This is a genomic window from Streptosporangium sp. CA-115845 (assembly GCF_050943795.1).
Classification (GTDB): Bacteria; Actinomycetota; Actinomycetes; order Streptosporangiales; family Streptosporangiaceae; genus Streptosporangium.
This window is the reverse complement of record NZ_CP191988.1, coordinates 3,689,396-3,706,669: the sequence shown is the minus strand read 5'-3', so window position 1 is coordinate 3,706,669 and position 17,274 is coordinate 3,689,396. Positions and strand designations below refer to the sequence as shown.

General features: G+C 70.8%; 13 protein-coding genes and 1 pseudogene. 11 read left to right on the top strand and 3 right to left on the bottom strand.

What is annotated here, in order from left to right:
* Positions 1–85: 85 nt before the first annotated feature.
* A complete protein-coding gene (locus tag ACQP0P_RS18985) occupies positions 86–1,039 on the bottom strand; it encodes a heme o synthase (RefSeq protein WP_433378500.1) in 954 nt (317 codons plus the stop codon).
* A gap of 375 nt (positions 1,040–1,414) precedes the next feature.
* Here ACQP0P_RS18985 and tkt point away from each other — a divergent pair, with 375 nt between their 5' ends.
* The 7 genes from tkt to ACQP0P_RS18950 all read left to right on the top strand — a co-directional run bounded on the left by tkt (position 1,415) and on the right by ACQP0P_RS18950 (position 9,879).
* Complete coding sequence (gene tkt / locus ACQP0P_RS18980) at positions 1,415–3,448, top strand: transketolase (protein ID WP_433381970.1); 2,034 nt, start codon at positions 1,415–1,417, stop codon at positions 3,446–3,448.
* 2 nt (positions 3,449–3,450) lie between these two features.
* Positions 3,451–4,554 (top strand): transaldolase, encoded by a 1,104-nt coding sequence (gene tal, locus ACQP0P_RS18975; protein ID WP_355553227.1) that lies wholly within the window; start codon positions 3,451–3,453, stop codon positions 4,552–4,554.
* An 8-nt stretch (positions 4,555–4,562) separates the two neighbouring features.
* Positions 4,563–6,194 carry a glucose-6-phosphate isomerase gene (locus ACQP0P_RS18970; protein ID WP_433378497.1) on the top strand — a complete coding sequence of 544 codons (1,632 nt, stop codon included), beginning with the start codon at positions 4,563–4,565 and terminating at the stop codon, positions 6,192–6,194.
* A gap of 19 nt (positions 6,195–6,213) precedes the next feature.
* The gene (gene zwf / locus ACQP0P_RS18965) at positions 6,214–7,866 is read left to right on the top strand and encodes a glucose-6-phosphate dehydrogenase (RefSeq protein ID WP_433378495.1); all 1,653 of its coding nucleotides are present in this window, start codon (positions 6,214–6,216) and stop codon (positions 7,864–7,866) included.
* A complete protein-coding gene (locus ACQP0P_RS18960) occupies positions 7,867–8,778 on the top strand; it encodes a glucose-6-phosphate dehydrogenase assembly protein OpcA (RefSeq protein WP_433378492.1) in 912 nt (303 codons plus the stop codon).
* Positions 8,779–8,833: 55 nt separating this feature from the next.
* Positions 8,834–9,607 carry a 6-phosphogluconolactonase gene (gene pgl / locus ACQP0P_RS18955; protein ID WP_433378489.1) on the top strand — a complete coding sequence of 258 codons (774 nt, stop codon included), beginning with the start codon at positions 8,834–8,836 and terminating at the stop codon, positions 9,605–9,607.
* A gap of 131 nt (positions 9,608–9,738) precedes the next feature.
* Positions 9,739–9,879, top strand: coding sequence for a hypothetical protein (locus ACQP0P_RS18950; RefSeq protein ID WP_350954525.1), 141 nt, complete (start codon positions 9,739–9,741; stop codon positions 9,877–9,879).
* Positions 9,880–9,918: 39 nt separating this feature from the next.
* On the opposite strand, the gene add is transcribed toward ACQP0P_RS18950, so the two are convergent.
* Complete coding sequence (add, locus tag ACQP0P_RS18945; protein ID WP_433378486.1) at positions 9,919–10,953, bottom strand: adenosine deaminase; 1,035 nt, start codon at positions 10,951–10,953, stop codon at positions 9,919–9,921.
* Positions 10,954–11,141: 188 nt separating this feature from the next.
* On the opposite strand from add, the pseudogene ACQP0P_RS18940 reads away from it, so the two are divergent.
* Positions 11,142–11,597, top strand: a pseudogene (locus ACQP0P_RS18940) (Clp protease N-terminal domain-containing protein); the annotation flags it as partial.
* A gap of 298 nt (positions 11,598–11,895) precedes the next feature.
* Here ACQP0P_RS18940 and ACQP0P_RS18935 read toward each other — a convergent pair.
* The gene (locus ACQP0P_RS18935) at positions 11,896–12,927 is read right to left on the bottom strand and encodes an N-acetyltransferase family protein (RefSeq protein WP_433378483.1); all 1,032 of its coding nucleotides are present in this window, start codon (positions 12,925–12,927) and stop codon (positions 11,896–11,898) included.
* A gap of 177 nt (positions 12,928–13,104) precedes the next feature.
* Here ACQP0P_RS18935 and ACQP0P_RS18930 point away from each other — a divergent pair, with 177 nt between their 5' ends.
* The 3 genes from ACQP0P_RS18930 (at position 13,105) to ACQP0P_RS18920 (ending at position 17,073) form a co-directional block, all read left to right on the top strand.
* Complete coding sequence (locus ACQP0P_RS18930) at positions 13,105–14,505, top strand: NAD(P)/FAD-dependent oxidoreductase (RefSeq protein WP_433378480.1); 1,401 nt, start codon at positions 13,105–13,107, stop codon at positions 14,503–14,505.
* A gap of 136 nt (positions 14,506–14,641) precedes the next feature.
* Complete coding sequence (locus ACQP0P_RS18925) at positions 14,642–16,261, top strand: amidohydrolase (protein WP_433378477.1); 1,620 nt, start codon at positions 14,642–14,644, stop codon at positions 16,259–16,261.
* Entirely contained in the window at positions 16,258–17,073 is an 816-nt protein-coding gene (locus ACQP0P_RS18920) for a hypothetical protein (RefSeq protein WP_433378474.1), read from the top strand. Before ACQP0P_RS18925 ends, ACQP0P_RS18920 begins: the two co-directional genes overlap by 4 nt.
* Positions 17,074–17,274 lie beyond the last annotated feature (201 nt).

Below are 17,274 nucleotides of genomic sequence, written 5' to 3'. Positions count from 1 at the left end.
ACGTGTTCCCCACCCGGGAGACGTCTCCCCCTCGAACGGGACGCGGAAACGGGCAGATGGCAGGAGAGCGTACCGGTGAGAGGGCTCAGACGAACATCGAGTCGATGGCGACGGCGAGGAACAGCAGCGCCAGGTAGGCGTTGGACCAGTGGAAGAAGCGCATCGGGCGCAGATCGACCCCTGTCTTGCCCGCGTTGACCCGGCCGAGGAGGCGGTGAACCTCCCACAGGCAGGCGGCGCCGAGGACGACGGCGACGGCGGGGTAGAACAGGGTGGTTCCGGCCACCGGCCACAGCAGCAGCGAGCAGAGCACCGTTGCCCAGGTGTAGACGATGCTCTCCAGCACCACCCGGCGCTCGGTGGCGACCACCGGGAGCATGGGGACCTTCGCCGCGGCGTAGTCCTCCTTGTAGCGCATGGCGAGGGTCCAGGTGTGCGGAGGCGTCCAGAAGAACACCACGCCGAAGAGCACCACGGGGGCCCAGTCGAGACTGCCGGTGACGCCGGCCCAGCCGATCAGCACCGGCATGCAGCCCGCGATCCCCCCCCACACCACGTTCTGCGAGGTCCGCCGCTTGAGGATCATCGAGTAGACGAGCACGTAGAACAGGTTCGCGGCCAGCGACAGGCCTGCGGCGAGCCAGTTCACGGTCACCCCGAGGCCAAGGGTCGACAGCACCCCGAGAATGACTCCGAAGATCAGCGCATTGGTCGGCGGCACCAGGTCGCGGGCGAGCGGGCGGCGCCGGGTGCGGCGCATGGCCGCGTCGATGTCACGGTCGATGTAGCAGTTCAGGGCGTTCGCGCTGCCCGCCGACAGGGTGCCGAACACCAGGGTGTTGACGGCGATCCACAGCGGTGGCAGGCCCTTGGCCGCCAGGAACATCACCGGCAGCGTCGTGATCAGCAGCAGCTCGATGATCCGCGGCTTCGTGAGGGCGACGTAGGCCTTCACGACGTCGCCGAAGGAGCGAGGCACGACGCCTGCGGCCGTGCCCGCCTCGGACGGGACCGTCGATTGCTTGTCGGTGAGCACCATCTAAGGCGCTTCCAGCACGTGCGGGGTCAACGCGTAACCTCTGATTAGAGCGGATCCGTGAATGCGGGCACCAGCCAGCCCTGAGGACTCACTGTAGTTGCAGGGGAGGCCGGTCCCGGCACGGGGTGCGGAAGCGGCGCGAGACGACAACCGCCGGAGAGCCGCCCATGAGTCCGGTGGACCCGCACCTGATCGACCTACGCCACGGTAGCGCGACCGAAACCGTTAGGGTCCAATGTGGGCGGGAAATACCAGACCGGCGCCACCATCACACTATTAGATCCGGAGACCGAGCAGTTGAGCAGCGAACTCGTGCCAGCCCTTGAATGGAGCGACCTGGACCGCCGCGCGGTCGATGTCGTACGGGCCCTGGCCATGGATGCGGTAGAGAAGGCGGGCTCGGGCCACCCGGGCACCGCGATGAGCCTGGCGCCCGCCGCGTACCTGCTGTTCCAGCAGGTGATGCGGCATGATCCGTCAGACCCCTCCTGGGTGGGCCGTGACCGGTTCGTCCTTTCGGCCGGTCACACCAGCCTGACCCTCTACATCCAGCTCTACCTGTCGGGCTACGGCCTGAGCCTGGACGACCTCAAGGCTCTGCGCCAGTGGGAGAGCCTGACCCCCGGCCACCCCGAGCACGGCCACACCGTCGGCGTCGAGACCACCACGGGGCCGCTGGGCCAGGGCCTGGGCAACGCGGTCGGCATGGCCATGGCCGCCCGCCGCGAGCGCGGCCTGTTCGACCCGGACGCGGCGCAGGGCACGAGCCCGTTCGACCACCACATCTGGTGCATCGCCTCCGAGGGGGACATCGAGGAGGGCATCAGCCACGAGGTCAGCGCCCTCGCGGGCCACCAGAGGCTGGGCAACCTGACCGTCGTCTTCGACAGCAACCACATCTCGATCGAGGACGACACCCAGATCGCGCTGAGCGAGGACGTCGTCAAGCGCTACGAGGCGTACGGCTGGCACACCCAGACCGTCGACTGGACCCAGACCGGCGACTACGTCGAGGACGTCGAGGCGCTACACCAGGCGCTGGAGGCCGCCCGCGCCGAGACCGGCAGGCCGTCGTTCATCCGGCTGCGCACGATCATCGGCTGGCCCGCCCCCAACAAGAAGAACACCGGCAAGATCCACGGCTCGGCGCTGGGCGCCGACGAGGTCGCCGCCACCAAGAAGATCCTGGGCCTTGACCAGGCCAAGAGCTTCGACGTCCCCGCCGAGGTCCTCGGGCACGCCCGCGAGGTCGTCGAGCGCGGCCGCGCCGCGCGGGCCGAGTGGGACAAGCTCTACCAGAGCTGGCGCGAGGCCAACCCCGAGCGCGCCGCCGAGTTCGACCGCATCTCCGTGCGGCAGCTCCCCGCCGGCTGGAGCGAGGCGCTGCCGTTCTTCGAGGCCGGCTCCTCCATCGCCACCCGCAAGGCCTCCGGCGAGGTGCTCAACAGCCTCGCGCCGGTGCTGCCCGAGCTGTGGGGCGGCTCTGCCGACCTGGCCGAGTCCAACAACACCACGATGAAGGGCGAGCCGTCCTTCATCCCCGAGGAGTTCCAGACCAGGGACTTTCCCGGCAACCCCTACGGCCGCACACTGCACTTCGGCATCCGCGAGCACGGCATGGGGGCGATCCTCAACGGCATCGCGCTGCACAACGGCACCCGCCCCTACGGTGGCACGTTCCTGGTCTTCAGCGACTACATGCGCCCGGCCGTGCGGCTGGCGGCGCTGATGAAGCTGCCGGTCACCTACGTGTGGACGCACGACTCCATCGGCCTGGGCGAGGACGGCCCGACGCACCAGCCCGTCGAGCACCTGTGGGCGCTGCGCGCCATCCCCGGCCTCGACGTGGTCCGCCCCGCCGACGCCAACGAGACCGCCGCCGCCTGGCAGGTCGTGCTCGAACACAACGACCGCCCGGCCGCGCTGGCGCTGACCCGCCAGAACCTGCCGGTCTACGAGGGCACCCGCGACGCGGCGAAGGTCGCCCGCGGCGGCTACATCCTGCGGGAGGCCTCCAACGGGCAGCCCGCGGTGGTCCTGATCGGCACCGGCTCCGAGGTCGAGCTGGCCGTCGAGGCCCGCGGGATCCTGGAGGCGGAGGGCATCGCCACCCGGGTCGTGTCGATGCCGTGTGTGGAGTGGTTCCACGCCCAGGACGCGGCCTACCGGCAGACGGTGCTGCCCTCCTCGGTCCGCGCGCGCGTGGCGGTGGAGGCGGGAATCTCACTGGGCTGGCGGGAGTTCGTGGGAGATGACGGGGAAGTGGTCAGCCTGGAGCACTTCGGTGCCTCGGCTCCCTACAAGACCCTCTATGAGCAGTTCGGCCTGACCGCCGAGCGCGTGGTCGCCGCAGCCAAGGCGAGCCTCGCCAGGAGCGGAGCCGACAAGGGCGAGACGACAGGAAACTGATCATGAGTGAGATCCTGAGGAAACTCTCCGAGCAGGGCGTCTCCATCTGGCTGGACGACATCAGCCGCGAGCGCCTGCGGACCGGCAATCTCCAGTCGCTGATCCGCGACCGGCAGGTGGTCGGCGTCACCTCCAACCCGACGATCTTCGCCTCCGCGCTGAGCAAGGGCGACGCCTACGACACCCAGCTGCACGATCTGAAGATCCGCGGCGTCGACGTCGAGGAGGCGGTGCGCTCCATCACCACCTACGACATCCGCTGGGCCGCCGACGTGCTGCGCCCCGTCTACGACGCCACCGGCACCGTGGACGGCCGGGTGTCGATCGAGGTCGACCCGCGTCTGGCCAGGGAGACGGAGAAGACCGTCGCCGAGGCGCGCGCGCTGTGGTGGCTGGTCGACCGGCCCAACCTGTTCATCAAGATCCCGGCCACCGTCGAGGGCCTGCCCGCGATCACCCAGGCGATCTCCGAGGGCATCAGCGTCAACGTCACGCTGATCTTCTCCCTGGAACGCTACCGTGCCGTGATGAACGCCTGGCTGAGCGGCCTTGAGCAGGCCAAGGCCAAGGGCCTCGACCTGTCGAACATCGAGTCGGTGGCCTCGTTCTTCGTCAGCCGGCTGGACGGCGAGATCGACAAGCGCCTGGACAAGATCGGCACCCCCGAGGCCCTGGCACTGAAGGGCAAGGCCGCGCTCGCCAACGCCCGGCTGGCCTTCGCCGCCTTCGAGGAGGTCGTCGCCTCCCCGCGCTGGCAGGCGCTGGCCCTGGCCGGAGCCCGGCCGCAGCGCCCCCTGTGGGCCTCCACCGGCACCAAGAACCCCGACTACCCCGACACCCTCTACGTCGACGGGCTGGTCACCTCCGGCACCGTCAACACGATGCCGGAGAAGACCCTCGAGGCGGCCGCCGACCATGGCAGGATCACCGGTGACACGGTCCGCCCCTCCTACGAGGAGGCCTGGAACACCATGGCCGCGCTCAAGGAGATCGGCATCGACTACGACGACGTCGTGAGGTTCCTGGAGGAGGACGGCGTGGACAAGTTCGAGGCCTCCTGGACCGACCTGCTGGCGACCGTCACCGCCGAGCTGAAGAAGGCATGAGGGAACACATGTCAGTGTCCGTAACGTTCGGTGAGGACGACCTCACCGAGCAGGCCTCGGAGACGGCCGGTCGGCTCGTCTCCGAGGGAGTCCCCCGGTCCCTGGCCGCCGGCGACCCCACGCTGTGGGGCCCGGAGGCCGAGCCCGAGGCGGCCCTCCGCCTCGGCTGGCTCAGCCTCCCGCTGACGAGCAGGCCACTGCTCGGTGAGATCGGCGAGCTGGTGGAGTGGGCCCGCGCCGAGGGCCTGGACCACGTGGTCCTGGCGGGCATGGGCGGCTCCTCCCTCGCTCCCGAGGTCATCACCGGCTCCGCCGACGTCCCGCTGACCGTGCTCGACACCACCGACCCCGGCCAGGTGCGCCGCGCGCTGGAGGACCGGCTGGAGAGCACGCTCCTGGTCGTCGCCAGCAAGAGCGGCGGCACCGTCGAGACCGACAGCCACCGGCGGATCTACGAGAAGGCCTTCCGTGACGCCGGGATCGACCCGGCGAGAAGGATCGTCGTCATCACCGACCCGGGCTCGCCGCTGGAGCTCAGCGCCCGCGAGGCGGGCTACCGGGTGGTCCTGGCCGACCCGAACGTGGGCGGCCGCTACAGCGCCCTGACGGCGTTCGGGCTGGTGCCCAGCGCGCTGGCGGGCGCCGACGTCGAGCGGCTGCTCGACGACGCCGCCGAGGTGCTGCCGCTGCTGTCGCGCTCGGAGGGCAACCCCGGCCTCGACCTGGGCGCCGCCCTGGGTGCCGCCGCGGTCGCCGGGCGCGACAAACTCGTGATCGAGGACGGCCTTTCGGAGATCAACGGCCTGCCCGACTGGATCGAGCAGCTGATCGCCGAGTCCACCGGCAAGTCCGGCAGGGGCATCCTGCCCGTCGTGGGCGCCGACCCCGGCGACGCCGACGACGAGCTGCTCGCCGGGATCGACACCGACGGTGTGGTGACCGTCGCCGGCCCGCTGGGCGCGCAGTTCCTCGTCTGGGAGTACGCCACGGCCGTCGCCGGGCGCGTCCTGGGCATCGACCCGTTCAACCAGCCGAACGTGGCCGAGTCCAAGGAGAACACCGCCAAGCTGCTCGACCAGAGCGAGCTGCCGGTCGGCACCCCGATCCTCGTCGACGGCCCGGTGGAGGTCCACGGCGAGCTGCCGCCGGGCATGGAGGCCCCCAAGAACCTGTCCGACGTGCTCACCGGGCTGCTGGAGGCGATCCCCTCCGACGGCTACCTCGCGGTGATGGCCTACCTCGACAGGGAGGCGGCCTTCGACGCCCCGTACCCCGAGGGCGCCTCGTTCGAGGAGATGACGGACGTGTGGAGCGCGGCCGACCCGGCCACGCTCCGCGGGATGCTCGCGGTCCGCACCGAGCGGCCGGTCACCTTCGGATGGGGCCCCCGGTTCCTGCACTCCACCGGCCAGTACCACAAGGGCGGCCCGCAGAACGGGGTGTTCCTGCAGATCACCGGGGCCATCGAGAACGACCTGGAGGTTCCCGGCAGGCCCTACACCCTGGGCCGCCTCCAGCTCGCCCAGGCGCTGGGCGACCTGGGCGCCCTGGCCAGCCGGGGGCGCCCCGCCGTGCGACTGCACCTGACCGACCGTGCCGCCGGTGTCGCGCACCTGCTCGCCGCCTCACGGGAGGTCTGATGGGTCGCCGGAGGTTCGAATGAGCAAGGAGAACTCCCCGCCCCAGGCCGACCGGCCTCAAGCCGAGGAGCTCACCACCACGGGCACCGCGCACGAGGGAGCGGTCACCACGGCCGCCGCCGCCTCGACCGCCGGCATCACCGAGGCCCTGATCGAGTCCAACCCGCTGCGCGACCCGCGCGACAAGCGCCTGCCGCGCGTGGCGGGGCCGTGCGTGCTGGTGCTGTTCGGCGTGACCGGCGACCTGGCGCGCAAGAAGCTGCTACCGGCGATCTACGACCTGGCGAACCGGGGGCTGCTGCCCCCGGGCTTCTCCCTGGTCGGCTTCGCCCGCCGGGACTGGGAGGACCAGGACTTCGCGCAGCTGACTCACGACGCCGTCAAGGAACACGCGCGCACGCCGTTCCGCGAGGAGGTCTGGAAGCAGCTGTCGGAGGGCATCTTCTTCTGCCGCGGTGAGTTCACCGACGACGGCGCCTTCGACGCGCTGGCGATGATGCTCAAGGAGATCGACGAGACCCGGGGCACCGGCGGCAACTACGGCTTCTACCTGTCGGTGCCGCCGAAGTTCTTCCCCGTCGTGGTCCAGCAGCTGAAGCGGACCAACCTGGCGGACGGTCCCAAGGGCTCCTGGCGCCGGGTGGTGATCGAGAAGCCGTTCGGGCACGACCTGCGGAGCGCCCAGGAGCTCAACGCGATCACCAGCGCGGTCTTCCCGGAGAGCTCGGTGTTCCGCATAGACCACTACCTGGGCAAGGAGACCGTCCAGAACATCCTGGCGCTGCGGTTCGCCAACAACCTGTTCGAGCCGATCTGGAACCGGGGTTATGTCGACCACGTGCAGATCACGATGGCCGAGGACATCGGCATCGGCGGCCGGGCCGGCTACTACGACGGCATCGGCGCGGCGCGCGACGTGATCCAGAACCACCTGCTGCAGCTGCTGGCCCTGGTCGGCATGGAGGATCCGACGTCGTTCGGAGCCGACTCGCTGCGCAGGGAGAAGGAGAAGGTCCTCAAGGCGGTGCGGCTGCCGTCGGACCTGTCGCCGGCCACCGCGCGCGGCCGTTACGGGGCCGGCTGGCAGGGCGGCGAGCCGGTCATCGGCTACACCCAGGAGGAGGGCATCCCGCCCGACTCGATCACCGAGACCTACGCCGCCATCAAGCTGGAGATCGCCAACCGGCGTTGGGCGGGAGTGCCGTTCTACCTGCGCACCGGCAAGAGGCTCAGCCGCCGGGTCACCGAGGTGGCCGTGGTGTTCCAGCGCGCGCCACATCTTCCGTTCAGCAAGGACGACACCGAGATACTCGGACAGAACGCCCTGGTCATCCGGGTGCAGCCGGACGAGGGCATCACCGTGCGGTTCGGTTCCAAGGTTCCGGGCACCGCCATGGAGGTCAGGGACGTCTCGATGGACTTCGCCTACGGCGAGTCGTTCATGGAGTCCTCCCCCGAGGCCTACGAGCGGCTGCTGCTCGACGTGCTGATCGGCGACCCGCCGCTCTTCCCGCATCAGCGCGAGGTCGAGCTGTCCTGGAAGATCCTCGACCCGATCGAGGACTTCTGGAGCACCCAGGGCCCGCCGGAGGAGTATCCCGCGGGCACCTGGGGGCCTGCTTCGGCCGACGAGATGATGGCCCGTGACGGGCGCGTCTGGAGGCGGCTTTAGATGACCAGCTTCATGCTCAGCGGCACGACCGCCTCGAAGATCTCCTCCCAGCTCACCCACCTGCGCCACCAGATGGGCACCCCGGCCGTCGGCATGGTGCTGACCCTGGTGGTGGTCTGTGGCGAGAGCGACCAGTACGACGCGGTCCGGGCGGCGACCGAGGCGGCCAGGGAGCACCCCTCCCGGATAGTGGTCGTCATTCCTCGCGACCCGAACGAGCCCAACCGGCTCGACGCCGAGATCCGGTTCGGCGAGTCGACCCCGGGCGAGGTGATACTGCTCCGTCTGTACGGGGAGCTGACCAGGCACGCCGACTCGGTGGTCAGCCCGCTGCTGCTCACCGACACCCCGGTGGTCGCCTGGTGGCCCAGCGACTGCCCCGAGGTCCCGGCGGCGGATCCGATCGGCATGCTGGCCCAGCGCCGCATCGTCGACGCGCGGTCCGCAGCCGACTCGGTCAAGGCGATCGCCGGCCGGGCCCGCGGGTACGTGCCCGGCGACACCGACCTGGCCTGGACCCGGCTGACCACATGGCGGAGCCTGCTGGCCGCCTCGTTCGACCAGCCGGTGGCCAAGGTCAAGCGGGGCACCGTGGAGGCCGTGCCCGGCCATGCCAGCGCCCTGCTGCTGGCGGCCTGGCTCGGTGAGCGCCTCGGCGCGCCCGTGAAGGTCTCCGACTCTTCCGGACCCGGCCTGACCGCCGTCAAGCTGGTCTCGGGCGACGGCGACATCACCATCACCCGGGGCGACGGTCGCCTGGCCACACTCTCGCGTCCCGGCCAGCCGGACCGCCGGGTCGCGCTGGCCCGGCGCCCGACGTCGGACCTGCTCGCCGAGGAACTGCGGCGGCTGGACCCCGACGAGATCTACGCGGCCGCGATCCAGCGGCTCGCCCGGACCCGCAAGTCCTGACTCGTGAGCGCCCCGCGGCCTGCCGCGGGGCGCCCTTCTTCGAAAGAGAAGTTCCGTGAGCGTTCCCACTGTGATCATCCATCGCGACGCCGACGTGCTCGCCAAGGCCGTCGCCGCCCGGGTGATCATCCGTGCCATCGACGCCCAGGCGGCCAAGGGCTCGGCCCAGCTGGTCCTGACCGGCGGCACCGTCGGCCTCGCCACCCTCGCCGAGATCGCCACCTCCCCGGCCAGGGACGCCGTCGACTGGCGCAAGGTGGACATCTGGTGGGGCGACGAGCGTTTCCTGCCGTCCGGTGACCCCGAGCGCAACGAGACCGGTGCCCGCAAGGCCCTGCTGGACCACCTGGACCTCGACCCCGAGCGGGTGCACGTGATGCGCGGCCCCGACTCGGGCATGACCGCCGAGGAGTCGGCCGACACCTACGCCGAGGAACTCCGCCGGGCCTCACGCCCCGAGGACCACGGCCCGGCGCCGTCGTTCGACCTCATGATGCTCGGCATGGGCCCGGACGGCCATGTGGCCTCGCTCTTTCCCGGCATGCCCGCCCTGTACGACACCCGCCCGGTGGTGGCGGTGCACGGCTCGCCCAAGCCGCCGCCCACCCGCATCTCGCTGACGATGCCGGTCATCCAGGGCTCCCGCGAGGTGTGGGTGATCGCCGCCGGTGAGGAGAAGGCGAGAGCGGTGCGGCTGGCACTGTCGGACTCGGGAACGATGCAGGTCCCCGCGGCCGGTGCCCGAGGCAGCCGGCGGACCCTCTTCCTGCTGGACCGCGCCGCCGCCTCCAAGATCCCCTCCTCCCTGAGCCGGATCTCCTCTCCCTGAGCCCTGCCCCTCGCTTTCGCCTTGATCCGGCCCGCGTCGACCATCGTGGTCACGGTATGCGATCCATTGATTACCGTTACGGTGGCTTTCGGTCCGCGACGGGGCCGCACAAACACCGCGGAATGGAGGGGATGGTGGCCGAACCATCCGACGTCACGCCGATGCCCGCCGAGCAGTTCGACGAGTTGGTCGCCTCGCTCGACGAGCCGGACGAGGCGCCCGTGCTCCGCGAGGCCGCGCGGCGACGGCGCGCCTATCGCGAATCGACATGACCTGACGATCGCGATCTTCGAGATAGCCGTCATGGGCGGTCAGGAGGCCGTCCCGGAGGGCTGGGCGGTGAGAGCGTCGATCTCGTCGAGGATCTCCTTCTTGCCCGCCGAGTCCATGGACGAGGCCTCGACGGCGTTGCGGGCCAGGGTGGTGAGGGTGGCGCGGTCCAGGCCCAGGTGCTCGGCGGCGACGCGGTACTCGCCGCTCAGGGTGGTGGCGAACATGGGCGGGTCGTCGCTGTTGAGGGTGACGAACAGGCCCTCCTCGATCATGCGGGGCAGCGGGTGCTCCTCGATGCGGGCGACCTGGCCGGTGCAGACGTTGGAGGTGGGGCAGACCTCCAGCGGGATCTGTGTCTCGCGCAGGTGAGCGACCAGGCGGGGGTCCTGCACGCAGGCGATGCCGTGGCCGATCCGCTCGGCGCCCAGGTGGTCGAGGACCTCCCAGATGGTCTCCGGGCCGCTCATCTCGCCCGCGTGCGGCAGGCTGCGCAGCCCGGCGGCGGTGGCGGCGCGGAAGGCGTCCCGGAAGGCGTCGCGATATTTCGGACGCTCCTGTTCGATCCCGGCCAGCCCGAAACCTACCAGTGCCTGGGGAGGTTCCCCGAGCGCGTGGTCCAGGGTGACCCGGGCCGCCTCGGCGCCGTACTCGCCGGGGATGTCGAAGACGTACGCCATCCGCACGCCGTGCTCCTCGCGGGCACGCCGGGCGGCCAGGTCGAGCGCCTCGGTGACCTCCCGCATCGGCATGCCCATGACGTGGTGCGCGTACGGGGTGACGGTCAGCTCGACGTAGCGCCCGTTCTGCCGGGCCAGGTCCGCGGCCAGGCCGAGCACCAGGGTCGCCACGTCCTCGGGCTCCCGGACCAGGGCGTTGATCGCCTGGTAGATCTCGGCGAAGTGCGGGAAGTCGCGGAATTTGTAGAAGGCGAGCAGTTCCTCCTCGGTCGTGGGAACGCCCCCGCCGGGGTGGCGGCGGGCGAGTTCCAGCACGGTGGCGGGCGAGGCGGAGCCGATCAGGTGGACGTGGAGCTCGACCTTGGGGAGGGCGTCGATGAACGTGTCGATCGTCATGCGGGCGACCCTACGCACGCCACACCCGGGTTTAAAAGTCATTTACCCTGAATCTAACAGTAAAATGTACGATTACAGCGGCGAACACCGGGCGGCGCGAGAATTTCGCCGGAGCATTTCCTCCCGCTCACCGGACCTCTGGCGCATAGTGGGGGCAAGCACCTCGACACCCCTCACGGAGGCTCCCAGTGTTCGAGCGCTTCACCGACCGTGCCCGCCGCGTCGTGGTCCTGGCCCAGGAGGAGGCCCGGAGACTCGGCCACGACCACATCGGCACCGAGCACATCCTGCTCGGCCTGGTCCTTGAGCAGGACGGCGTCGCCGGCCGCGCCCTGCGGGCCCTGGACATCGACGGCGAGCGGGTCAGGAACAACGTGGAGGAGATCATCGGCAGGGGTGACGAGACCCCCGGCAGCCATATCCCCTTCACCCCGCACGCCAAGAAGGTGCTCGAACTGTCGCTGCGGGAGGCACTCGGCCTGCACCACGCCTACATCGGCACCGAGCACATCCTGCTCGGCCTGATCCGCGAGAGCGAGGGCGTGGCCGCCCGGGTACTGACCGGGCAGGGGGCGCGCCTGGACGCCGTACGCGCCCAGGTGATCACGCTGCTCGGGCAGCGCGGCCCCGACCGCGTGGTAACCGCCGAGGAGGGCTTTCCGGTGATGGGCGCGTCACTCCTGGCCAGACTGGAGCGCATCCAGGAGAGCCTGGACCGGATCGAGCGCAGGCTGGACGCCATCGACGCCGCCGACGCGCCCCGCGAACCCGGCCCCCCGAAGGAGCAGGCTCCCTGAGAAGCCTCCCTCGGAGCCGGGGCGAGGCGGGGTCAGAGCGGAAACCGCCCGTGCCCGCCCTCGGGAGAGGGCAGGGCACGGGAGTGGGCCCTCCCCGCTTCGGGAGCCCTGAGCGATCCCGAACCGGGGAGGCCGAATGATGGGTTCAACTCGGGGATGCCGTCGCCATCACTCCCACGGCCAGCCTGGCTTCCACCACGCCGGGATCCTCGGTGTGGCTCAGGGCCGCGCCGAGCGAGACCAGGAGCCTGCGCATGCGCACGTTGTCGGCGAGCATGGTGGCTCTGACCTCGGCGAAGCCCAGGTCCCGGGCCTGGCCGACGAGCATCTGGGCCAGGGACGCGCCCAGCCCCCTGCCCTGCCAGCGGTCCTCGACCAGGAAGGCCATCTCGGCGATGCCGGGGTCGGAGGTGAACATCAGGTTGGCGAGGCCGACGACCTGGCCGTCGTGCCCGGCGACGATGGAGTGACCCTTCGTACGGTCGCAGAGCCGGTCGAAGACCTTCGGCGGCAGCAGGGGCATCGCGGTGAAGTAGCGGAACCTGCGGGCCTCGGGCGAGCAGCGGTCGTGCAGGTCGCGTACGGCCTCGCGGTAGAGCCGGGTGAGCGGGCGGACCTGGACCTCGACGCCGTCGGCGAGCGTGATGTCGCGGTCGGTGCCGGACTGCTCGGCGGGGGGCTGCGCCAGCCGCACGAAGGAGGCCGCGCGGGCGGCCTCGGTCAGGGTGAAGGGCAGCTCGGCCCGGCGCACCCTGATCGCGCGGCGCGGGGCCACGGGCACGGTGAGCAGCGTGGGGTCCGGGAGATCGCTCATCTCAGCACCGTAGACCCAGCGGGAGTCGTCCGCGCGCAGCAGCTCCCCGAGCAGCTCGGGCAGGCGCCAGGGTGCCGTACGCAGCCGGGAGGCGAGCAGGAGCACGCGGGTGGGCTCGTCCGTCAACTCGTGCGCGGTGGCGGGGACGACCAGGACCTCGCGTCCACCGGCCGCCTCCAGGGCCTCGCGCACCGCCTCGGCACCGGCGGGGATGTCCGTGACGAACTCGTCGACCGTGCCGTCCGCGTCGGTCTGGACGCTCAGGCCCAGGATGTTGCCGCCCTTGGCGGCGAGCGCGGCGGCCAGCGAGGCGAGACGCCCCGGCCGCTCGTCAACGGTAGTACGAATCCTCAGAAACCCCATCAGAATGCTCCCTCTGTTGGGGGATAGCCTTACCTGGCCCTGTTACGGGACTGCTACACATGGGTGAGCCTGCCGTTACATCTAGCCGATCACTCATTACGTGGCAGGACTGCTTTTCTGCAACGGTTTCCGTTGACAGGCGCATAACAATAGACGGATATAGCAGGATATGAGGCCATGAGCACGCGTGTTCCCCTGGCTGGGGATTTCGTCAACGGAGACGTCTCCTTCTGGTACCGCTCCCTCGGCATCCCCACGGCCGGCACTCCCCTCGGCGGCGACCTCGACGCCGACGTGGCCATCGTCGGCGCCGGCTACACCGGCCTGTGGACCGCCTACTACCTGAAGAAGGCCAGCCCCACCCTGCGGGTCGTGGTGCTGGAGAAGGAGTTCGCCGGCTACGGCGCCTCAGGGCGCAACGGCGGCTGGCTGGTCGGCGAGCTGGCGGGCACCCCCGAGCGCTACGCCAGGACGCACGGCGCGGACGCGGCCAAGCGGCTGCAGCGAGTGATGTTCGAGGCGATCGACGAGGTCATCACGACCGCCAAGGACGAGAACATCGACGCGGACATCGTCAAGGGCGGCGTCACCACGGTCGCCACCAACGCCGCCCAGGACCGGCGGCTGCACCGGTTGCTCGCCCACGAGCGCCACTGGGGCTGGACCGAGGATGACGTGCGGCTGCTCGATCCGGCGGAGCGGGAGGAGCGCCTGCGGGTGGCCGACGCGGTCAGCGCGATCTGGAGCCCGCACTGCGCCAGGATTCAGCCCGCCAAGCTGGCCCGCGGCCTGGCCCAGACCGTGCGGGACCTCGGGGTGAAGATCTTCGAGCACACCCCGGTCACCGAGATCGCCCCGCGCGAGGCCCGCACACCGCACGGCACGGTCCGCGCCGAGTACGTCATCCGCGCCACCGAGGGCTTCACCGCCGAGTTGAAGCAGTACCACCGCGCCTGGCTGCCGATGAACAGCTCGATGATCGTCACCGAGCCGCTGGGCGGGCTGTGGGACGAGATCGGCTGGGAGGGCCACGAGCTGCTCGGCGACATGGCGCACTACTACATGTACGCCCAGCGCACCGCCGACGGCCGGATCGCGTTCGGCGGGCGCGGCAAGCCCTACCTCTACGGCTCCCGTGTGGACGAGCGGGGCCACACCCACGAGTGGACGATCGAGGCGCTCTGGGAGTTGCTGACCGGGATGTTCCCCGCGGTCAGGGCCTCGAAGGTGGCGCATGCCTGGTCCGGGGTGCTCGGCGTGCCGCGCGACTGGTGCGCCACCGTGCACGTCGACCACGCCACTGGCATCGGCTGGGCGGGCGGCTACACCGGCCACGGGGTGACCACGACCAACCTGGCCGGCCGTACCCTGCGCGACCTGATCCTGCGCGAGGACACCGAGCTCGCCTCCCTGCCCTGGGTGGACCGCAAGATGCGGGGCTGGGAGGTGGAACCGCTGCGGTGGATCGGCGTGCACACCATGTACGACCTCTACCGGCGGGCCGACGCCAGGGAGAAGGCGGGACTCGGCCGCACCTCGGTGCTGGCCCGCGTCGCCGACTCCATCACCGGACGCTGAGCGCCGGGGAAGACGGCCCCGGACGCCGGCGAAACTCACGCTGGACCTCGGCCGGTCGAGCGTGCAGTGTAGGTGATCAAGCGGCGCCCCGGGGCGTCAGCGGCCTCCGGGCCACCGACAGAAAGATGGTGCAACAGTGAGCGACCTGCTCTTCCGGGGCGGCCGGGTCTTCCTCGCCACCGACGCCTTCGCCGAGGCGGTGCTGGTCCGTGACGGCCGGATCGCCGCCGTCGGCACGGAGTCCGACGTCGTACGGCTGGCCGCCCCCGGCCACGAGATCGTCGACCTGGACGGCCGCCTGCTGACCCCCGGGTTCACCGACGCGCACATCCACCCGGTGCAGGCGGGCCTGGAGCGGGCCAGATGCGACCTGTCCGAGGTCTACGGCCTGCCGGAGTACCTGGAGAAGATCGTCGCCTACGCGGACTCCCACCCGGGCCACGAGTGGATCGACGGCGGCGGCTGGGACATGTCGGCCTTTCCCGGCGGCCTCCCGCACCGCTCCCAGCTCGACGTCATCACCCGCCCGGTCTATCTGATCCAGCGCGACCACCACGCCGCCTGGGTCAACAGCCGGGCGCTGGAGCTGGCCGGGATCACCCGCGACACCCCCGACCCGGCCGACGGCCGGATCGAGCGCGACGCCGACGGCACACCGAGCGGTGTACTGCACGAGGGCGCGATGGACCTGGTCGGCCTGCTCACCCCCCGTCCCAGCGCCCGGGACATGCACGAGGCGCTGCTGGCGGCCCAGGACCACCTGTTCTCCCTCGGCGTCACCGGCTGGCAGGACGCCATCGTCGGCTCCTACGCGGGCTACGACGACCAGCTGTCCACGTACGTCTCGGCGGCGGCCTCCGGCACGCTGCGGGCCCGCGTCGTGGGCGCGCTGTGGTGGGACCGGACGCGCGGCGCCGAGCAGATCCCCGAGCTGCTGGAGCGGCGCGAATCGGCCACGGGCCTGGAGCGGTTCCGCGCCACCTCGGTGAAGATCATGCAGGACGGCATCGCCGAGAACTTCACCGCCGCGGTGATCGAGCCCTACTGCCGCTGCGGCGGCACCGGCCTGTCGTACGTGGAGCCGGCGCTGCTGAAGGAGTGCGTCGCCGAGCTGGACCGGCACGGCTTCCAGGTGCACTTCCACGCCATCGGTGAGCGGGCGGTCCGCGAGGCGCTGGACAGCTTCGAGGGGACCGACCCGGCCAACCGGCACCACATCGCGCACCTGCAGATCGTCGAGCCCTCCGACGTGCCGCGCTTCGCCGAGCTCGGCGTGACCGCCAACCTGCAGCCGCTCTGGGCCACCCACCACGCCCAGATGGACGAGCTGACCCTGCCGTTCCTGGGCGAGGAGCGCTCCGGCTGGCAGTACCCGTTCGCCGACCTGCTGCGGGCCGGCACCCGCTTCTGCGCGGGCAGCGACTGGCCGGTCTCCAACCCCGACCCGATCCAGGGCCTGCACGTGGCGGTCAACCGCACCGAGCCGCCCAGCTCGGTGCACGCGGGCTACCCGACGGCGCAGACACCCTTCCTGCCGGGCCAGTCGCTCGACCTGGCCACCGCGCTGACCGCCTACACCGCCGGCTCGGCCCGGATCAACCACGACGACGACGCGGGGACCATCGTCCCCGGCAACCGCGCCGACCTGGTCGTCCTGGACCGCGACCCGTTCACCGAGCCGCAGGCCGACATCTGGCGGACGAGCGTCGCGATGACCTTCGTCGGCGGCGAGCAGGTCTACCGGGGTTCGCATTGAACGATCTGCCCATCTGCCGCACCTGCGGGGTCCAGTACGCCGCGGCGCGGGAGGACTGCCCGATCTGCCAGGACGAGCGGCAGTACGTCGGCTGGGAGGGCCAGCGCTGGACCTCCCTCAACGAGCTCCGCGAGAGCGGGCACCGGGCGCACCTCGCCGAGGAGGGCACCGGGGTCGTCGGCATCGGCACCGACCCCGCCACCGCCATCGGACAGCGCGCCCTGCTGGTCCGCACTCCCGCGGGCAACGTGCTGTGGGACATGGTCACCCACCTCGACGACGAGCTGATCAGGCAGGTCGGCGAGCTCGGCGGGGTCGACGCCATCGCGATCAGCCACCCGCACTTCTACGGCTCGATGGTCGAATGGGCGCACGCCTTCGACGCGCCGATCCACCTGCACGCGGCCGACCGCGCCTGGGTGGCCCGCCCCGACGAGTCGGTGGTCTTCTGGGAGGGCGACACCCACGAGATCCTCGAAGGAGTGACGCTGGTCAACGCGGGCGTGCACTTCGACGGCGGCCAGGTCATGCACTGGCGCGACGCCGAGGACGGCCGGGGCGCGCTGTTCTCCGGCGACATCCTCCAGGTGGTGGCCGACCGCCGCTGGGTCAGCTTCATGTACAGCTACCCCAACCTGATCCCCGAACGCCCCGCCACGATCCGCCGCGCCCTGTCGCTCCTGGAGCCGTACGCCTTCGACCGCGTCTACGGCGGCTGGTGGAAGCGGATCGTGCACACCGACGGCGCCGAGGCCGTCCGCCGCTCCGCCGACCGCTACCTGTCCTTTGTTCTGGACGACTCCTCGACGTGACGATCCCGGCCCGACAAGCTCTATTGACCGGACTAGGGCCTGTCCCGTGGATCAGGTGACCGGGTCGCGGAGCCAGATCCGGTCACCGCAAGCGCGGACGGTTGCCGCTCCCGGCCACACCTGCGTCATCGGGCCTGCAGCGGCCACCGATCTTGCGACACTCATGCCGGTCGATTCTGCTTGGGAGCATCGCCACGCTAC

Excerpts from the sequence above, each read along its gene's own strand:
- ACQP0P_RS18970 (WP_433378497.1), top strand. The coding sequence starts at position 4,563 with ATGTCAGTGTCCGTAACGTTCGGTGAGGACGACCTCACCGAGCAGGCC.
- ACQP0P_RS18960 (WP_433378492.1), top strand. The coding sequence starts at position 7,867 with ATGACCAGCTTCATGCTCAGCGGCACGACCGCCTCGAAGATCTCCTCC.
- ACQP0P_RS18950 (WP_350954525.1), top strand. The coding sequence starts at position 9,739 with ATGGTGGCCGAACCATCCGACGTCACGCCGATGCCCGCCGAGCAGTTC.
- tal (WP_355553227.1), top strand. The coding sequence starts at position 3,451 with ATGAGTGAGATCCTGAGGAAACTCTCCGAGCAGGGCGTCTCCATCTGG.
- ACQP0P_RS18935 (WP_433378483.1), bottom strand. The coding sequence starts at position 12,927 with ATGGGGTTTCTGAGGATTCGTACTACCGTTGACGAGCGGCCGGGGCGT.
- ACQP0P_RS18930 (WP_433378480.1), top strand. The coding sequence starts at position 13,105 with ATGAGCACGCGTGTTCCCCTGGCTGGGGATTTCGTCAACGGAGACGTC.
- ACQP0P_RS18985 (WP_433378500.1), bottom strand. The coding sequence starts at position 1,039 with ATGGTGCTCACCGACAAGCAATCGACGGTCCCGTCCGAGGCGGGCACG.
- add (WP_433378486.1), bottom strand. The coding sequence starts at position 10,953 with ATGACGATCGACACGTTCATCGACGCCCTCCCCAAGGTCGAGCTCCAC.
- zwf (WP_433378495.1), top strand. The coding sequence starts at position 6,214 with ATGAGCAAGGAGAACTCCCCGCCCCAGGCCGACCGGCCTCAAGCCGAG.
- tkt (WP_433381970.1), top strand. The coding sequence starts at position 1,415 with ATGGATGCGGTAGAGAAGGCGGGCTCGGGCCACCCGGGCACCGCGATG.